The following is a 16660-nucleotide window of genomic DNA, read 5'->3' on the forward strand; positions in this document are numbered from 1 at the left end:
CTAAGAACAACCCCGCTTCCTCATTTGCGGGCTGCAAAGGTACGCACAGAATTCAATTTTGCAAACGGTTTTAAACAAATATTCAACAGCTGTTCATAAGATGTTAAAAATCAGCCTGAAAAATTTCACCACCTTCTCCAATAAACACCTTTTATAGGAAGACAAGCAGTTTAATTGCTTACAATTGTTAATAAACCCGTAATTCCATCAGGATTATCCGAAACATCAGTTAATGCTATACATATATACTACATAGTGCGCAGTTGCTATATATATAGTATACAATACACTCTTAGTGTATATAGTGTGCTATTATATATGCTAAAGGTATTGCGTGCCCGGGCGAAGGATTATATACAAAACATCACCTCAGCAAAAATCGGCCTAATAGTTAAAAGATGTTAAATAGCCCTTTATATATATAAGGAGCACGAAACACGTTATATATTAGCAGCTAAATAAATAATTGACTGATTTATATTATTCACCTATCTTTGCAAAATGTTTAAAAAGCAACTTACGTTATTAGCCAGTGTTTTAGCTCTGTTAATTATTACATTGGGCAGTTGTAAAAGCAAATACGAAAAGTTAAAGGCAAGTAACGATTACGCCAAAAAATACCAGGAAGCTATTAAGTACTATAATCAGAAAGATTATAACAAGGCTTTGGGTTTATTTGAGGTACTGGTTGAGCGTTACCGCGGGCGCGCTGAAGCTGAAGACCTGTTTTATTATTATGCCTTTACCAATTATAAGCTGAAGGATTATACATCGGCAAGGTACCACTTTAAACAATTTGCAGATACTTACCCATCGAGCACCAGGGCTGAGGAATGCCGCTTTTTTTCGGCTTACTGCTATTACCTTGATTCGCCGATATACTCGCTTGATCAGGATAATACCTTAAAGGCTATTGAGGCATTGCAGTTATTTATTAACCTTTACCCTAAGAGCGATCGTGTTGCCGAGGCAAGTAAGTTGATACAAAACCTGCGCGACAAGCTGGAAACAAAAGCTTATGCCAACGCTAAGTTATATTTAACCATCGGCGATTATCAATCTGCAGTAATTGCGTTCAATAACGCCCTCCGCGATTATCCAGATACCAAGTACGGCGAAGAAATGGAGTACCTGATAGTTAAATCGCAATATCAGTACGCCAGCCACAGTTTAGAATACAAACAAGAAGACCGTTATAACCAGACGGTAGTTTATGCTGACCAGTTTAACGAAAAATATCCAAGCAGTAAATACGGTGCAGAAACCAAAGACCTTGCTAAAGACAGTGAACGCGGTATCCGGAATGCAAAACGTATATTGGCCGAAGCATTAAGTAACGAAAAGGTAGCCAAGAAATTAGCCAATAAAGACACGCTAAAAACAGCGCCGCCATCAGAAAAGAATCAGCAACAAAAAATTCCATATTAAAAAATTTTATATATGACAGCAAATAACACCAACAAACCAGCAGTAGCAAGCAGCACTGTAACCCGCGATTTACGCGAGCTGGATGTAAACACCAATAATATATATGAGTCGCTTGTAATTATGTCAAAAAGAGCGAACCAGATATCAAACAATATTAAAGAAGAGTTACACCAGAAACTTTCTGAGTTTGCATCATCAAACGATAACCTTGAAGAGGTTTTTGAAAACCGTGAGCAAATTGAAATCTCTAAATATTACGAAAGATTGCCAAAACCATCACTGGTAGCAGTTCAGGAGTTTTTAGACGACAAGGTTTACTACCGTAACCCTTCAAAAGAAGCGTAAGCTCTCTTTTAAATTCAAAAGTTAAAAGTCAAAATTCAAAATTTAGGGCATTGCCTTTTTTTGAATTTTGACTTTTGCTTTTTAAGTATATTTGTGAGTTGAGATTCTTTTGAATTTTGACTTTTGAATTTTGACTTGAAACCAAATGTTTGAGGGTAAAAACATCATTCTCGGAGTTTGCGGCAGTATAGCCGCCTATAAATCGGCATTGCTGGTTCGGCTGTTAATCAAGGCCGGCGCAAATGTACAGGTAGTAATGACCCCCGATGCCACCAATTTCATAACTCCGCTTACGCTATCAACTCTTTCAAAAAAACCGGTATTGGTTAATTATTTTAAACCCGACACTGGCGAATGGAACAACCACGTAGAACTTGGCCTTTGGGCAGATATGCTGGTGATAACCCCTGCAAGCGCCAACACGCTGGCCAAAATGGCAAACGGTCTTTGCGATAATTTACTGTCGGCCGTTTATCTGTCGGCCAAATGCCCGGTGTACTTTGCACCCGCTATGGACCTTGATATGTGGCTGCATCCTGCTACTCGTCAAAACATAACCCGGCTGCAATCGTTCGGCAATACCTTAATAGCGCCGGGCACAGGCGAACTGGCCAGCGGGCTTTATGGCGAGGGGCGCCTGGCCGAGCCGGATGAAATTGTCGATTTCCTATCATTTACCCTAAAAAAAAAACTCCTTTTAGCTAATCAAAACATTATGGTTACCGCGGGGCCTACTTATGAGGCCATTGATCCGGTACGCTTTATAGGCAATCATTCGTCGGGCAAAATGGGGTTTGCCATTGCCGATGAACTGGCCACCATGGGGGCCAATGTTACCCTGATCACAGGGCCATCCGCAGAAATAAGCAAACAGCAAAACATCAAACGAATAAACGTAACATCGGCCGCCGAAATGCTGGAGGCTTGTGCTGATGCTTTTAAAACGGCGAAAGCCTGTATCATGAGCGCAGCCGTGGCCGACTATACCCCCGTGCACGTTGCCGCGCAAAAGATTAAAAAACAGGACGGCGGCTTCAATATCGAACTCAAAAAAACTACCGATATTTTAAAGTTCCTGGGCGAGCAGAAAACCACCAACCAGCTGTTGGTTGGTTTTGCTTTGGAAACCAATGATGAGGAACAGAACGCAATGAATAAGCTACAGCATAAAAATCTTGATTTTATTGTGCTAAATTCGCTTAACGATGCCGGGGCCGGCTTTAAAAAGGATACCAATAAGATAACCATTATTGACCGCGACCTTCAAAAAACAGTATTCGAGCTTAAAAGCAAGGATGCTGTAGCGCGTGATATTTGCCTTAAAGTAGCCCAACTCATCAACAGATGAAAAAAACAGTCTTTTATATCATTTTAGTACTCGCGGGTTTCAGGGCTTCGGCCCAGGATCTGAATGCCAGGGTACAGGTATTGTCGCCCAAGATACAGGGCAGCAACAAGCGAATTTTCCAGACGCTTGAAACCGCTATGAAAGATTTTTTAAACGGCCGCAAATGGAGCGCCGACGCCATACTGCCCCAGGAGAGGATCGATTGTAACTTTGTACTCAATGTCACCAACTGGGACGGCAGCAGCAACTTCAGCGGTGAACTGCAGGTACAATCATCAAGACCGGTTTTTAACTCAACCTATAGCTCAACCTTGCTTAATATTAACGATAAGGACGTTGACTTTATTTACAACGAAGGGCAAACTATTGACTATACCGACCAAAACTTTCAAAGTAACCTGAGCTCTATCATGGCCTTTTATGCCTATATTATTGTTGGCCTTGATTATGATACTTTTTCACAATACGGAGGCTCACCCTATTTTGCCAATGCCCAAACCGTGGTTAATAACGCACAAACCGGATCATACCGCGGCTGGAAGGCTTTTGACAGTAATACCAATAGATACTGGCTATCCGAAAACCTGAACAACAAGCTTTATGCCCCCCTGCGCAGTTTTATGTACGATTACCACCGGAACGGGCTGGATGCCATGGCCGACAATGTAGCCAAAGGCCGCAAGGAAATTACCACCATATTACCAGGACTGCAGCAGATAGACCGCCAGCGCGTGGGCGCCATGTTCCCGCTTGTATTTTACACTGCCAAAAGCGACGAACTGGTATTGTTGTACAGCAAGGCCGATCCGCAGGAACGGGTACAGGCCATGAACATATTACTGCAAGCCGATCCGGCCAATGGTAATAAGTATCAAACACTGCAAAAATAGAACTACTATAATACATCAGGATAGGAGCAAAAAACGGGGTCATGCTGAGCCCGTCGGAGCATAGTGGGCAGGCTTCTGCGCTCAACCCTTCAACGGAGCTCAGGCTGACAGCAGCTACCTGGTTTACTTTCTCGTTCTTGTTCCCAACTGATTTCATCTCATTTTAAAATTATTTTCACAAAATATTTGCAAATACGAAATCCATCGTAGATATTTGTACGAAGAAATTCGTATTAAATAAAATGGATATAAAACCAACAGAAAGCGAGCTGGAAATATTGCAGGTGATCTGGAATAAGGGGCAATGTACCGTACGTGATGTTCATGAAGAACTGGCCAAAACAAAGGATGCCGGTTATACCACTACCTTAAAACTGATGCAGATTATGCACGACAAAGGTTTGGTTGAACGCGACACCACCTCGAAAACTCATTTGTATAAAGCGTTATTTACCCAGGAACAGGCACAAAGCAACGCTTTAGATAAAATATTGTCTACTGTATTTAAGGGCTCAACATCTGATCTGGTAATACAGGCGCTGGGTCAGCACCGCGCATCAAAGGACGAAATTGACGCTATTAAAGATTATTTAAAACAGTTTGATCAGCATAAAAAATAAGTATCATGGAAAATCTGTTCTATAACATAAGTCAGGTTTTGGGTATTACCATTATCCACTCGTTGTGGCAGGGATTATTGGTGTGGTTTGTATTGCACCTGTTATTTACCTGTGCGCCGTCAATGTCGTCGGTTAAAAAGCACAATTTGGGTATGTTAGCCATGCTAACTATCAGTACGTGGTTTATTTATACATTGATTATTCAGGTGCAGGCGCATGTATGGATTGATCTGTCGGTAGTTGCCGCTCCCGGTATATTGCCTCATTTTAATTTTCCTGTCAATACATCTGTCCACACCATATCGGCCGACCGCTTTAACTATGTTATTGAAGGGTACCTGCCCTATGTTTCGGCACTTTATTTTGCCGGCTTAGTGTTTAATCTATTAAGGCTGGGTCTAAACCTGCAAAAACTAAACCTCATTAAAAGGTCAATGATCCCGGCTGATGATATACAGGTTTATGTAGATGATTTTTGCAGCAAACTTCACATTGGCAAATATGTAAGCGCCAACTTCAGCCGCTTTACTGATGTACCCTGCATGATCGGCTTTTTTAAACCCATCATACTTTTGCCCATAACCTTAACTACTTATTTATCTGCAGAAGAAATAGAAGCCGTTTTACTGCACGAGCTATCACACATAAAACGTAATGATTATTTGCTCAACATGGCTCAGCAGGTAATAAACATCATGCTTTTCTTTAATCCCTTTGCCCAATTAATTAACCGCATCATAAACCAGGAACGCGAAAACCGGTGCGACGATCTGGTTGTACAAACCACCGCCCAACCGCTGATATACGCTCAGGCCCTTTTAAAATTAGAACAATCGCGGCAAGTAAATCTATCGCTGGCACTGGCAGCAACCGGAAAAAAATATCATTTATTAAACAGAATTGAACGCATCATGAAAACCAAAAAACCAATTGGCAATATTCGCCACCTGCTTGTGGCCATTGTCATAATGGCGGCCAGCATAAGCAGCATAGCATGGTTAAACCCTACCATAAAAGATGGTAAGCTATCTATTAAAAAAATCGCATACGCAAAAATTGTACCCAATCTTTTTGCCGATACCACCCAAAAAAAGGTTGTTAAAGCCAAAAAGACGACCGTTGCCAAAAAGACCGTTAAAAACAAACCCTTCAATTATAAACATGAGGATGAAGCAGAAGGCTTAAACGATGCCGAGTTACAAAGACTTACAAACGAAGTAAGCAAACAGGCCAAAGTTATTAGCAAATACTATGATAGCCCGGAGTTTAAAAAACAGATGGAGGATATGGCTTCAAAAGGTAAGGCTATGCAAGACTATGCCAATAGTCCTGAAATGAGAGAACTGCAGGTTAATCAGCAAAAAATAGCTGCCGATTTTCAGGAAAAATGGGGCGACAACGGCGAAATAAAGGAAATTGGTGAACAAATGCATGCCATTGGCGAAAAGATGAAGGAATATTTTGAAAGCCCCGAGTTTAAAAAAATGAACGAGGAGCTCGAAAAAAAATACAACATTCCGCATAATCGCAATTATGTAGATGACAGTAAAGACGAGAACTACCGCAAATACCAGGAGGAGCTGCAAAGTAAAATACCGGCCAACGTAAAGGAAGAAACAACGCAAATGAAAAAGTTGGGCGAGCAAATGCGCAGCCGCTATGACTCTCCCGAGTTTCGTGAAAAAAGCAGGCAATTACGCGCAATGGGCGATAGCCTGAGAAAAGCTTATCAAGGCGACCAATGGGTACAGCAACGTACCGAGATGAAAAAAATGAGTGAGCAAATGCGCGCTTACGAAAACAGCCCGGAACTTAAGAAAGCTAAAGAACAATTAAATATTGCCAGCAGAAATTTGCAACAGTACATGAAAAGCCCAGCCTTCAGGAAAAAGATGGAAGCATACCGCTACCAATTGAAAAAGGATTTTGATTATAAATATGATTACAAAGACGATACTGACAGTAAAGCAGATACCCTTCAATAGTTTTTAATTATTAAACCCAATACATTGAAATTCGTAATTTAGTATCCTTAATAAAATAAGGATACTTTTTTTATGCTTCAAAAGCTAACCATTAATAACTACGCGTTAATTGACAATCTTGAGATAGGTTTTGGCAAAGGCTTAAACATTCTTACCGGTGAAACCGGAGCCGGTAAATCAATTATATTAGGTGCTTTGTCGCTCATTTTGGGGCAGCGGGCCGAGAGCAGGTATTTTTTTAATCAGCAAAAAAAATGCGTTATTGAAGGTCAGTTCAAAATCGGCGACTTTCATCTTAAATCCTTTTTTGAGGATAACGACCTGGATTACGAAGCTGAAACCGTACTTCGCCGCGAAATTTCTGCCGATGGTAAATCAAGGGCTTTTGTGAACGATACCCCGGTTAACTTAACCTCACTAAAACAACTGGGCGAAAAACTGATCGACATCCACTCGCAGCATGCCACGCTCGAAATTAACGACCCGGAATTTCAGTTACTGGTGGTTGATGCCGTTGCCAAACATCCGGAGCTATTAAACGAATACCAAACCAAATACAAAGCCCATAAAAAATCAACCTCAAAACTCGAGAAATTGATTGAGGAAAGCGAAAAGGCCAAGGCCGACCTGGATTATTTTCAGTTTCAGTTTGATGAACTGGAGAAAGCATCTCTGAATGCCGATGAACAGGAACTGCTTGAAAAAGAACTATACGCTTTAAACAACGCCGAAGAAATAAAACGCAACCTGTTTGGCGCTTACTATTTAATGCAGGAAAGCGAAACCGCGGCTTTAGCACAATTGCGCGAAGCCGGGCAACAGCTGGGCACACTCGAAAAATTCGATACCCAAATTGAAGAATTGCACCAGCGGTTAAACAGCGTCATCATCGAATTAAAAGATATAGCTGCCGAAATTGAGACTATAGAACAGCGCACTCAAACCAACGAGGCCCGGGTTGAAGAGGTTAACACCCGCCTGAGCATGATCTATAACCTGCAAAAAAAGCACCGGGTTAATACCAATACCGAATTGTTAGCTATACAGGATGATCTGTCGGACAAGATACAGAAAGTGTTGTTCAGTGATGAGGCTATTGAAAAACTACAAAAACAGTTAACTGCCGACAGAACCGAGCTGGAAAAACTGGCAGCGCAGTTAACTGCTAACCGCTTAAAAGCTATCCCGGCTATTGAGAAACAAGTATTGGCAGCGCTGGCCGAAATGGGGATGGCTAATTCAGCGTTGAAAATTGAACAAGCCCCGCTATCTGCCAAAGGTGGAACTGAAAAAGCAGATCCGGGCAATCCCCCTTCAGGGGGGCTGGGGGCAAACGGCGCGGATCAGATCCGTTTCCTGTTTTCGGCAAATAAAGGCCACGCCCTGGCCGAAATGAGCAAGGTTGCATCAGGCGGCGAGCTTTCCCGTTTAATGTTGAGCATTAAATCGCTCATTGCACAATATACCGCATTGCCTACTATTATTTTTGATGAGATTGATACGGGAGTATCGGGCGAGGTGGCCAATAAAGTTGGCCAGATCATGGAGCAACTGGCCGGCAACCTGCAGGTGATCACCATTACGCACCTGCCGCAAATTGCCAGCAAAGGGCAAAATCATTATTTTGTTTATAAGGATGATTCTGCGACTACTACCTACACCCGCATAAAACAACTGGATGAGCAGGAGCGTGTATTGGAGATTGCCAAGATGCTCAGCGGCGACAAACCCGGCGAAAGTGCGCTGCAAAACGCGAGGGAGTTGCTGGGGGCGTAATTTGCAGTGGGCAGTTTGCAGTGCGCAGTTAAAATGTTTTTGAATAAAATGAATTCCTTTTAATACCACAGGCTGCAAACTGGTAACTGCATACAGCAAACTGATAACTGCAAACCGGCAACTGCTAATCAAATCATAAATTACTTTAATTATAAAAACTTAACTCATGGCTTATAATTTATTAAAAAGTAAAAAGGGGATCATTTTTGGTGCCCTTAATGATCAATCCATAGCCTGGAAAGTAGCGCAGCGCGCTGTACAGGAAGGTGCCGAAATTGTACTGTCAAACGCTCCCATCGCCCTGCGCATGGGCGAACTCAATAAACTGGCCGAAGAATGCAACGCCCCTGTTGTAGCGGCAGATGTTACCAGCAATGATGATATTACCAACCTGTTTACCAAAACACAGGAACATTTTGGCGGAGGAGTCGATTTTATATTGCACTCTATAGGTATGAGCGTAAACGTGCGTAAAAGCATCCATTACACCGAAAATAATTATGATTTTTCCCATAAAGGGTTAGACATATCAGCCTTGAGTCTGCACCGTATATTGCAAACCGCCATGAAAATGGACGCTATAAACGAGTGGGGATCAGTACTGGCGCTAACCTACATAGCAGCTCAGCGCGTGTTTCCTGACTATAATGATATGGCCGATAACAAAGCTTACCTGGAAAGTATTGCACGCAACTTTGGTTATCAATATGGAGTAAAGAAAAACGTGCGTATTAATACGGTGTCACAATCGCCAACGCGCACTACGGCTGGTTCGGGTGTAAAGGGCTTTGACGGCTTTATCAATTACGCCGAAAAGATGAGTCCGCTGGGTAACGCTAATGCCGACCAGTGTGCCGATTATTGCGTAACCCTGTTCAGCGATCTGACCCGTATGGTTACCATGCAAAACCTTTTCCACGATGGCGGCTTCTCTTTCACGGGCGTAACCCAGGCGGTTATTGAACAAATGGAAAAATAACAAAAGGTTTAAGACATAAAAAAAGCGCCGTGCAAATTGCGAGGGCACTGAAAAAGTAGTGCAATAAAACGAATTACGAAAAGCGATCAAGAGAAAAGGCAACTTTTACTTGGTCGCTTTTTTGTTCTGATTGCTTTTGTGTGGGTGATTTAATGTGGATAATACGGGCCTATAGGAGTTTGGGGAGTGCAAAAAACGGCTAAATACCTCTTTTTATTGTTTTTTAGGCGATCAGTTTGATGATCCTTTTCAGATTGACAGTAAAGATGGCCAATGCGCCCTGCATCTGCATGTTTTCGATACCATAAGCTATCGCCCGGTCATAACCATGAACGTTTTTTAGTTCACTGTTTTTGGCTTCGATCTTATACCTGTGTTTGATGCTTTCCTTATATTGTGTCGTTTCCTGAAAAGCCATCTGTTGTTGGTGCAGGTCTGACTTTATGCTTACAGAATAGGTCTTGGTTTTTGCCCCAGGTTTGTAGCAACCCTCCCTAAATGGGCAGATTTTGCATTTTTCAACATCAAAGTAATACGTGTCTGTCTGATTTGTTCCAACGTTCTTTTTTCCCTGTCTTGATTTTCGTATGGACAAATGCCCTGCAGGGCAAACGAACATATCAGCGTCTTTGTTATAATCGAACTTATCTTCTTCTTTTCTAAACCCCTGGGTAATGGTTGGGTTTAGTTTGGCTACCACCTTAATATCCTGTCCGTTCATTAACGCAAGGTTCTCTTTTCCTGAATAAGCCGAATCGCCGATGATCCTTTCTACTTCAATGCCGTTGTTCTGACTGATCTCCAGAAGCTTGGGAAGTTCCGGCCCATCGCCTTTTTCTCCCGAAGTGACCACCGCAGCGGTAATAATCCGTTCCTCCGTCATCGCCAAATGCGTCTTATAACCAAAGAAGGAACTATCTGCAGATTTATGGCCTGTTTTAGCATCCTTGTCTTTGGATAGCGTATAGTGCTCCTGAGTATCTGCTACTGTCTCTTTCAATAGATTCAGTTTTTCTTTTACCGCAGGTATCTGGCATAACGGTTGATCGGCTTCAATATACTTTTCCAATGCACTGCAATAAGCCAGTTCTTTTTCCAATTCGTCGGCTGTGTTCTTTTCGGGCATGCCTGCCTTCATATCTTCATCTATCGCATAAACAGCTTTGCGGAGTAACTTTGAACGTTCCCGCAATACTTCCAATGCTGAATACGGGTTGGATCTCGACAGGGAATGGGTAGCATCAACAATAATGGATTTTGAGCGGATGAGCCCTTTTTCAATAGCTATGGTCACCGTTTTACCAATGAGCAGGTTTAACAGATCATTATCCTTTAGCCGCAGCTTTCTGAACTTTGTTAATGAACTGGGATCAATAACTTCTTCTTCAGGCGACATATCCAGGAAATATTTGAAAGACATATCATACTGCGAACGCTCAACCACATCAACGTCTGAAACCGTATAAACCGTTTTCAACAACAGATACTTGAACATCCGTACAGGGCTTTCCGCTGCCCGGCCGTTAGTAATGCTGTATTTGCTGATCAGTTCATCATAGATAAAGGTAAAATCTACCAGGTCATTGATCTTCCGAAGAAGATTGTCTTTAGGAACGATCAGGTCATATAAGCCCGAAAACGCGCTAAAATGGATCTTTTGTTGTTGAACGAGCATCTTGTAGTGGCTTTCTTTTGACACTTCAAGATACAAAAAACGGGGTTGAAAAACTGATTTTTCAACCCCGTTTAGCCTATTTAGACTTTTTCAGTGCCCTCGCAAATTGCACGGCGCTTTTTGTTAATACCTTGAGTAATTACTGGGCAGAATCAACCAATACTACTTTTACCTTAATATCATCGGCTGGTGCCTGGGCAAGGTGAGATCCATTAGCTCCCTGGGCAAATATAGTCACTGCTCCTACCTCGCTGGTGTAACTGTACGAAATACCATTATACACCTCAGGAAGTGCTTCATAAGTAACTCCTTTGTCATAGGAAATATAAACTAATACCCCACCATTTTCCTGAGCATACTGATCTTGCTCAGGTAAGTCGCTCAAAACTGATGACCATGATTTATTTCCGGCATCATCTGTATAAACTTTCCAACCGGTGGTTCCGGTAATGGTATAAATTGCAGTAATGTTAGAAGGAGTAATATACTTTTTAGTACAGGATGTTGCTGCCAGTAATATAGTGCAGCATACGAGAGTCAAGATTTTTTTCATAAAGCTATGTTTTGTAATTATTAGATAAGACGCGAATTTCTTAAAAAGGTTTAACGTTTTTTTGTTTATTTTATTTTTAAGTGCATAAAGGGTGTATTTATATTAAAATAAATAAAAATACTTTTATCAACTAAAATATTAGTTTATATTTAACTAATGCTTAGGTTTTCACTTTTATTCATATTATTACTCCCGGCGGTCTGTTTTGCCCAGTTAAAAATCACCGGCAAAATTATAAACGCAGACGATAAGAAACCGGTGGCTAACGCCAGCGTATTTTTAAATAATGCAAGTACCGGCAATAAAACTGCCGACGATGGGTCATTTATGCTAAGCAATGTAAGGCCGGGCCAGTATGATGTTATCGTATCAATTGTGGGTTACGAAACACACAGTCAGCAGTTGTTAGTAAACAACAGCAATATCACCTTATCTGTTATAGCGCTTAAACCTAAAACCATTGAGCTCAAAGAAGTAAAAATTCAGCCCAATGCCAATTGGGAAAGATATTATGCCCAGTTTAAACGCCAGTTTTTAGGCACAACCGCTAACGCCGCACAATGCCGTATATTAAACCCTGACCTGCTTGATTTTGAGTATGACAAAAAAACACATACCCTTGAGGCATCGTCATATGACTTTCTGGAGGTGGAAAACAAGGCTTTGGGTTATAAGATTAAATATAAGCTCAACAAATTCAGTTACGACTCCGGCAAAGGCTTTCTTTACTATGAGGGTATATCGGTATTTGAAGATATGAAGGGAAACAAAGGCAAAATACGCAAATGGAAAAAGCACAGACAAGATGCTTATCTTGGCTCGCCTATGCATTTTTTGCGCAGCATCATCACTAACCAGTTAACATCCCAGGGGTTTGAGGTGTTCAAACTAATTCGCAAACCAAACCCTGAGTACAAAGGTGGTCTGTTCGACAGTAAGAACAAATACTTACAAACGCTGATCAAACAACCGCTTGATTTAAGCGCTTTTGCAAAACGTACCGATAAAGCCGGTTTTTACGCACTTGGCTTTAATGACTGCCTTTATATCATGTACAACAAAAAAAGTAGCAGTACTCCCGACGATATTTACCGTCCGCTTGATATGCCCGATTACGCGACATCCATTGCCACGCCGGACGAACACGAGGCCTATGCGTTTTTTGATAACAACGGTATCATCAGCAATCCGCGCAGTATTATTTTTGAAGGCGATTGGGGAATTTACCGCATGGCCGAGATGCTCCCGGTTGATTATGAACCGCCTGCGCAGGGTAAGTAACCAGATCTTTGTTTACGTGTGTAGACTAACCGACCATACTTCGATAGGCTCAGACTGACTCCTGGAATCAACATAACACCCTAAACATTTCAATAAAAAAAGACACATGTGATGTGTCTTTACAATAAAAACGTAGAGACGCATCACATGCGTCTCTCTTCCCGCGCCTCAAACAAGAAAACCCGGCATTTGTCCGGGTTTTCTATTTATCCAGAAAGATCAATTATTTTTGTTCTTCCTGTTCAGGCTCTTTGCTTTCGCCTTTTTTGTCGATGATCTTGATCTCATTGGCTTCTTTGTCATAGTCAACTGACATAATATCGCCTTCGCTCAATTCACCTTTCAGTATTTCTTCGGCAATTGGATCTTCCAGATATTTCTGAATGGCACGTTTTAACGGACGTGCACCAAATTGCGAATCATAACCTTTGTCGGCAATAAACTCTTTAGCGGCTTCGGTAAGTTCAATTTTGAAACCTAAACCGTTAACACGGCTAAACAAGAAGGCCAACTCAATATCAATAATTTTGAAGATCTCGTCTTTACCTAATGAGTTAAACACAATCACGTCATCAATACGGTTCAAAAACTCAGGCGCAAAAGCACGTTTCAAAGCGTTTTCAATAACACCGCGTGAGTGAGTATCGGCCTGCAAAGTTTTTGCATTAGTGCTGAAACCAACACCTTGTCCAAAATCTTTCAGCTGACGGGCACCAATATTTGATGTCATGATAATGATGGTGTTCCTGAAATCAACCTTACGGCCCAATGAATCGGTCAGCTGTCCTTCGTCCAATACCTGTAACAGGATATTAAATACGTCCGGGTGAGCTTTCTCAATTTCATCAAGCAATATTACGGCGTAAGGTTTACGGCGTACCTTTTCGGTTAACTGTCCGCCTTCTTCGTAACCCACGTAGCCCGGAGGCGCTCCTACTAAACGAGATACCGCGAATTTTTCCATGTATTCGCTCATATCAATTTGTATCAGCGCGTCTTCGGTATCAAACATAAAGCGGGCAAGCTCTTTGGCAAGCTCCGTTTTACCAACACCGGTTGGGCCCAGGAAAATAAACGAACCAATAGGTTTTTTAGGATCCTTTAAGCCTGCACGTGTACGTTGTATAGCGCGGGTTAACTTTTTAATAGCCTCATCCTGACCAATGATTTTGCTGGCAACAGTATCTGCCATGTGCAGCAGTTTCTGGCTGTCGGCCTGGCCTACCCTTTGTACAGGTATACCGGTCATCATTGATACCACTTCGGCCACATTATCTTCGGTTACAGTGTAACGTTTTGATTTTGTTTCGGCTTCCCACAATGCTTTGGCTTGATCAAGCTCTACCAGCAAATTCTTTTCGGTATCGCGTAACTGAGCCGCTTCCTCATATTTCTGGCTGCGAACAACCTTGTTTTTTTCAATCTTTATCTGCTCAATCTTTTGCTCAATATCCAAAATGTTTTGAGGCACGTGGATATTGGTTAAGTGAACACGTGAGCCCGATTCGTCCAAAGCGTCAATAGCCTTGTCTGGTAAAAACCTATCGGTAATGTAACGGGTGGTTAAGTTAACGCAGGCATTTATTGCTTCGGGAGTATAGGTTACACCATGGTGCTCTTCGTATTTTTCTTTAATCCTGTTCAGGATCTCGATAGTTTCAACCGGGGTAGCTGGTTCAACCATTACCTTTTGGAAACGACGGTCAAGCGCGCCATCTTTTTCAATATACTGGCGGTACTCATCCAAAGTGGTTGCGCCAATGCATTGGATTTCGCCCCTTGCCAAAGCAGGTTTAAACATGTTGGAGGCATCAAGCGAGCCGGAAGCACCACCTGCACCTACTATAGTATGTATCTCATCAATAAATAAAATAACATCAGGTGATTTCTCCAATTCGTTCATTACCGCTTTCATACGCTCTTCAAACTGGCCGCGATATTTTGTACCGGCAACCAATGAGGCCAAGTCAAGTGTAACTACACGTTTGTTAAACAACACACGTGATACTTTACGCTGAACAATACGCAGTGCAAGTCCTTCGGCAATGGCCGATTTACCAACACCAGGCTCACCTATTAATATAGGGTTGTTCTTTTTACGGCGTGATAATATCTGCGAAACCCTTTCTATTTCCTTTTCACGACCAACAATCGGGTCAAGCTTACCATCTTCGGCGGCGCGGGTTAAATCGCGGCCAAAGTTGTCAAGCACAGGTGTTTTTGATTTAATGTCCGATACTTTTTTAGGCTGGCTAAATGATTCTTCTTCTTTAAAATCATCATCGCCGCCTGTTGGTGAACCAGGCATTTCGTCAGTTACATCATTTTTGTGCGATTCTACTTCTCCTTTAAATACTTCGTAGTTTACATTAAACTGTACCAGTATCTGCGAAGCAATATTATCTTCATCGCGAAGTATGGACAGCAGCAGGTGCTCGGTTCCAATTACATCGCTTTTAAATATCTTGGCTTCAAGATAAGTTATCTTTAGTACTTTCTCGGCTTGTTTAGTTAATGGGATACTGCCAATATGTACGTTTGTTCCAATAGTTCCTTTTACGGCATCTTCAACGGCGCGGCGCAGTTTTGCTGTGTCAACGTTCAATCCTTTCAGCAATTTAATTGCAACACCGTCTCCATCCCGGATAAGCCCCAGTAAAAGATGCTCTGTTCCTATATAGTCGTGCCCCAGGCGTAGTGCCTCTTCCCTGCTATATTGAATAACATCCTTAACCCTCGGCGAAAATTTAGCTTCCATATATACCTTTCTTATTATGAACGTCCTAATCTATTAATTTTGTTTTTACAAACCACGACGCTTGACTTAACATTTATCAACAATATTGCCAACATTTAATGGTTTGCAGAAACAGACATTGATATGATACGCAAGCTATTAAAGTTTAGCTTTATTCAATAATTTTTATCGAAAAACCTACCACCCGGCTTTATTTTTTACAATATACAAACTAAAATACACCTATTTGATAGTAAAAACTCAAAATAGTTTAAACATTTCAACAACTATTTATTGCCAGGGCATCAAAACGGGCATTTCGTCACTTTATATGACATTTAGGCATTAATACAGGTTTACTCCGCTTATATAGTTATATACGCAAAAATGTGTGTCACAGTTGCCGTAATACACTTGTTTTAACGCAATAATAACATAACAAGTATATATGCTGTTTTGCTTTAACTTATATTGTATTTTTAAGTGTGCCAAACTGAGCAAGTTTGCTAAACTATTTGCTTTATACCATGAAAATCTTAACCCTATTTTTATTTACACTCGCCGCCTTAGCCGCCGGCGCGCAAATTAAATCGTCCTCTCTAAACCGAATAAAACCGCCGCTTTATTTTCTTGATTCTGTTAAAGTAAGCAATGAATACATAACCTATTTAAATCCGGATGAGATATCTGATGTACATGTTGATAAGAATGAAAAATATCCCAATGGCGCGCTTTTTATCTCCCTTAAGGACCATAGTATAGTTGGTAAGCTACTGAAAGATAAGCTCCTGTCATTAAATGATATCCGGAGTGCGAATACAGCAAAGGCCGACAGGCATAAAGCCGTAATTTATATTATTGACGATAAACTACTCACCGACACTGCCAACGTGCGCATCCCCGCCATGTTCGTAAAAAATGTAAGTGTGGTAAAAGCTGCCGAAACACCTTATTTTAAAACAGCGCTACCTAATGTTTTATTAATGCGGATATCAACCAAGCCACCCCAATTAAGGATCAGGGGCGAGGCCGCCAGCAGGTAA

13 protein-coding genes are annotated in these 16660 nt (G+C 41.6%); 10 read left to right on the forward strand and 3 right to left on the reverse strand.

Annotated elements, in window-relative coordinates; all coding sequences use genetic code 11:
• Window positions 1–501 precede the first annotated feature (501 nt).
• The 8 genes from SNE25_RS29510 (at window position 502) to SNE25_RS29545 (ending at window position 9371) form a co-directional block, all read left to right on the forward strand.
• Window positions 502–1428: an outer membrane protein assembly factor BamD gene (locus SNE25_RS29510; RefSeq protein ID WP_321562593.1), complete on the forward strand. Its 927-nt coding sequence runs from the start codon at window positions 502–504 to the stop codon at window positions 1426–1428.
• A gap of 12 nt (window positions 1429–1440) precedes the next feature.
• Window positions 1441–1773 carry a DNA-directed RNA polymerase subunit omega gene (locus SNE25_RS29515; RefSeq protein WP_321562594.1) on the forward strand — a complete coding sequence of 111 codons (333 nt, stop codon included), beginning with the start codon at window positions 1441–1443 and terminating at the stop codon, window positions 1771–1773.
• Between the two features lie 145 nt (window positions 1774–1918).
• Complete coding sequence (gene coaBC / locus SNE25_RS29520; protein WP_321562595.1) at window positions 1919–3121, forward strand: bifunctional phosphopantothenoylcysteine decarboxylase/phosphopantothenate--cysteine ligase CoaBC; 1203 nt, start codon at window positions 1919–1921, stop codon at window positions 3119–3121.
• Window positions 3118–4011, forward strand: a complete 894-nt coding sequence (gene porD, locus SNE25_RS29525; RefSeq protein WP_321562596.1) for a type IX secretion system protein PorD — start codon at window positions 3118–3120, stop codon at window positions 4009–4011. The genes coaBC and porD overlap by 4 nt, the downstream gene beginning before the upstream one ends.
• 242 nt (window positions 4012–4253) lie before the next feature.
• A complete protein-coding gene (locus tag SNE25_RS29530; protein ID WP_321562597.1) occupies window positions 4254–4631 on the forward strand; it encodes a BlaI/MecI/CopY family transcriptional regulator in 378 nt (125 codons plus the stop codon).
• Window positions 4632–4636: 5 nt separating this feature from the next.
• On the forward strand, window positions 4637–6616 hold the full coding sequence (locus SNE25_RS29535; RefSeq protein WP_321562598.1) for a M56 family metallopeptidase: 1980 nt from the start codon (window positions 4637–4639) through the stop codon (window positions 6614–6616).
• 72 nt (window positions 6617–6688) lie between these two features.
• Window positions 6689–8392, forward strand: coding sequence for a DNA repair protein RecN (gene recN / locus SNE25_RS29540; RefSeq protein ID WP_321562599.1), 1704 nt, complete (start codon window positions 6689–6691; stop codon window positions 8390–8392).
• A 166-nt stretch (window positions 8393–8558) separates the two neighbouring features.
• Window positions 8559–9371 (forward strand): enoyl-ACP reductase FabI, encoded by an 813-nt coding sequence (locus tag SNE25_RS29545; RefSeq protein WP_321562600.1) that lies wholly within the window; start codon window positions 8559–8561, stop codon window positions 9369–9371.
• A 223-nt stretch (window positions 9372–9594) separates the two neighbouring features.
• On the opposite strand, the gene SNE25_RS29550 is transcribed toward SNE25_RS29545, so the two are convergent.
• On the reverse strand, window positions 9595–11046 hold the full coding sequence (locus SNE25_RS29550) for an IS1182 family transposase (protein ID WP_321562601.1): 1452 nt from the start codon (window positions 11044–11046) through the stop codon (window positions 9595–9597).
• A gap of 139 nt (window positions 11047–11185) precedes the next feature.
• Window positions 11186–11599, reverse strand: coding sequence for a hypothetical protein (locus SNE25_RS29555; RefSeq protein WP_321562602.1), 414 nt, complete (start codon window positions 11597–11599; stop codon window positions 11186–11188).
• A 156-nt stretch (window positions 11600–11755) separates the two neighbouring features.
• On the opposite strand from SNE25_RS29555, the gene SNE25_RS29560 reads away from it, so the two are divergent.
• The gene (locus tag SNE25_RS29560; protein WP_321562603.1) at window positions 11756–12880 is read left to right on the forward strand and encodes a carboxypeptidase-like regulatory domain-containing protein; all 1125 of its coding nucleotides are present in this window, start codon (window positions 11756–11758) and stop codon (window positions 12878–12880) included.
• A gap of 223 nt (window positions 12881–13103) precedes the next feature.
• Here the strand turns inward: SNE25_RS29560 and SNE25_RS29565 are convergent, their stop codons facing one another.
• Window positions 13104–15638 carry an ATP-dependent Clp protease ATP-binding subunit gene (locus SNE25_RS29565; RefSeq protein ID WP_321562604.1) on the reverse strand — a complete coding sequence of 845 codons (2535 nt, stop codon included), beginning with the start codon at window positions 15636–15638 and terminating at the stop codon, window positions 13104–13106.
• A 506-nt stretch (window positions 15639–16144) separates the two neighbouring features.
• Between SNE25_RS29565 and SNE25_RS29570 the strand changes: the two genes are divergently transcribed.
• A complete protein-coding gene (locus SNE25_RS29570) occupies window positions 16145–16660 on the forward strand; it encodes a hypothetical protein (RefSeq protein ID WP_321562605.1) in 516 nt (171 codons plus the stop codon).

The organism is Mucilaginibacter sabulilitoris, assembly GCF_034262375.1.
Classification (GTDB): domain Bacteria; phylum Bacteroidota; class Bacteroidia; order Sphingobacteriales; family Sphingobacteriaceae; genus Mucilaginibacter; species Mucilaginibacter sabulilitoris.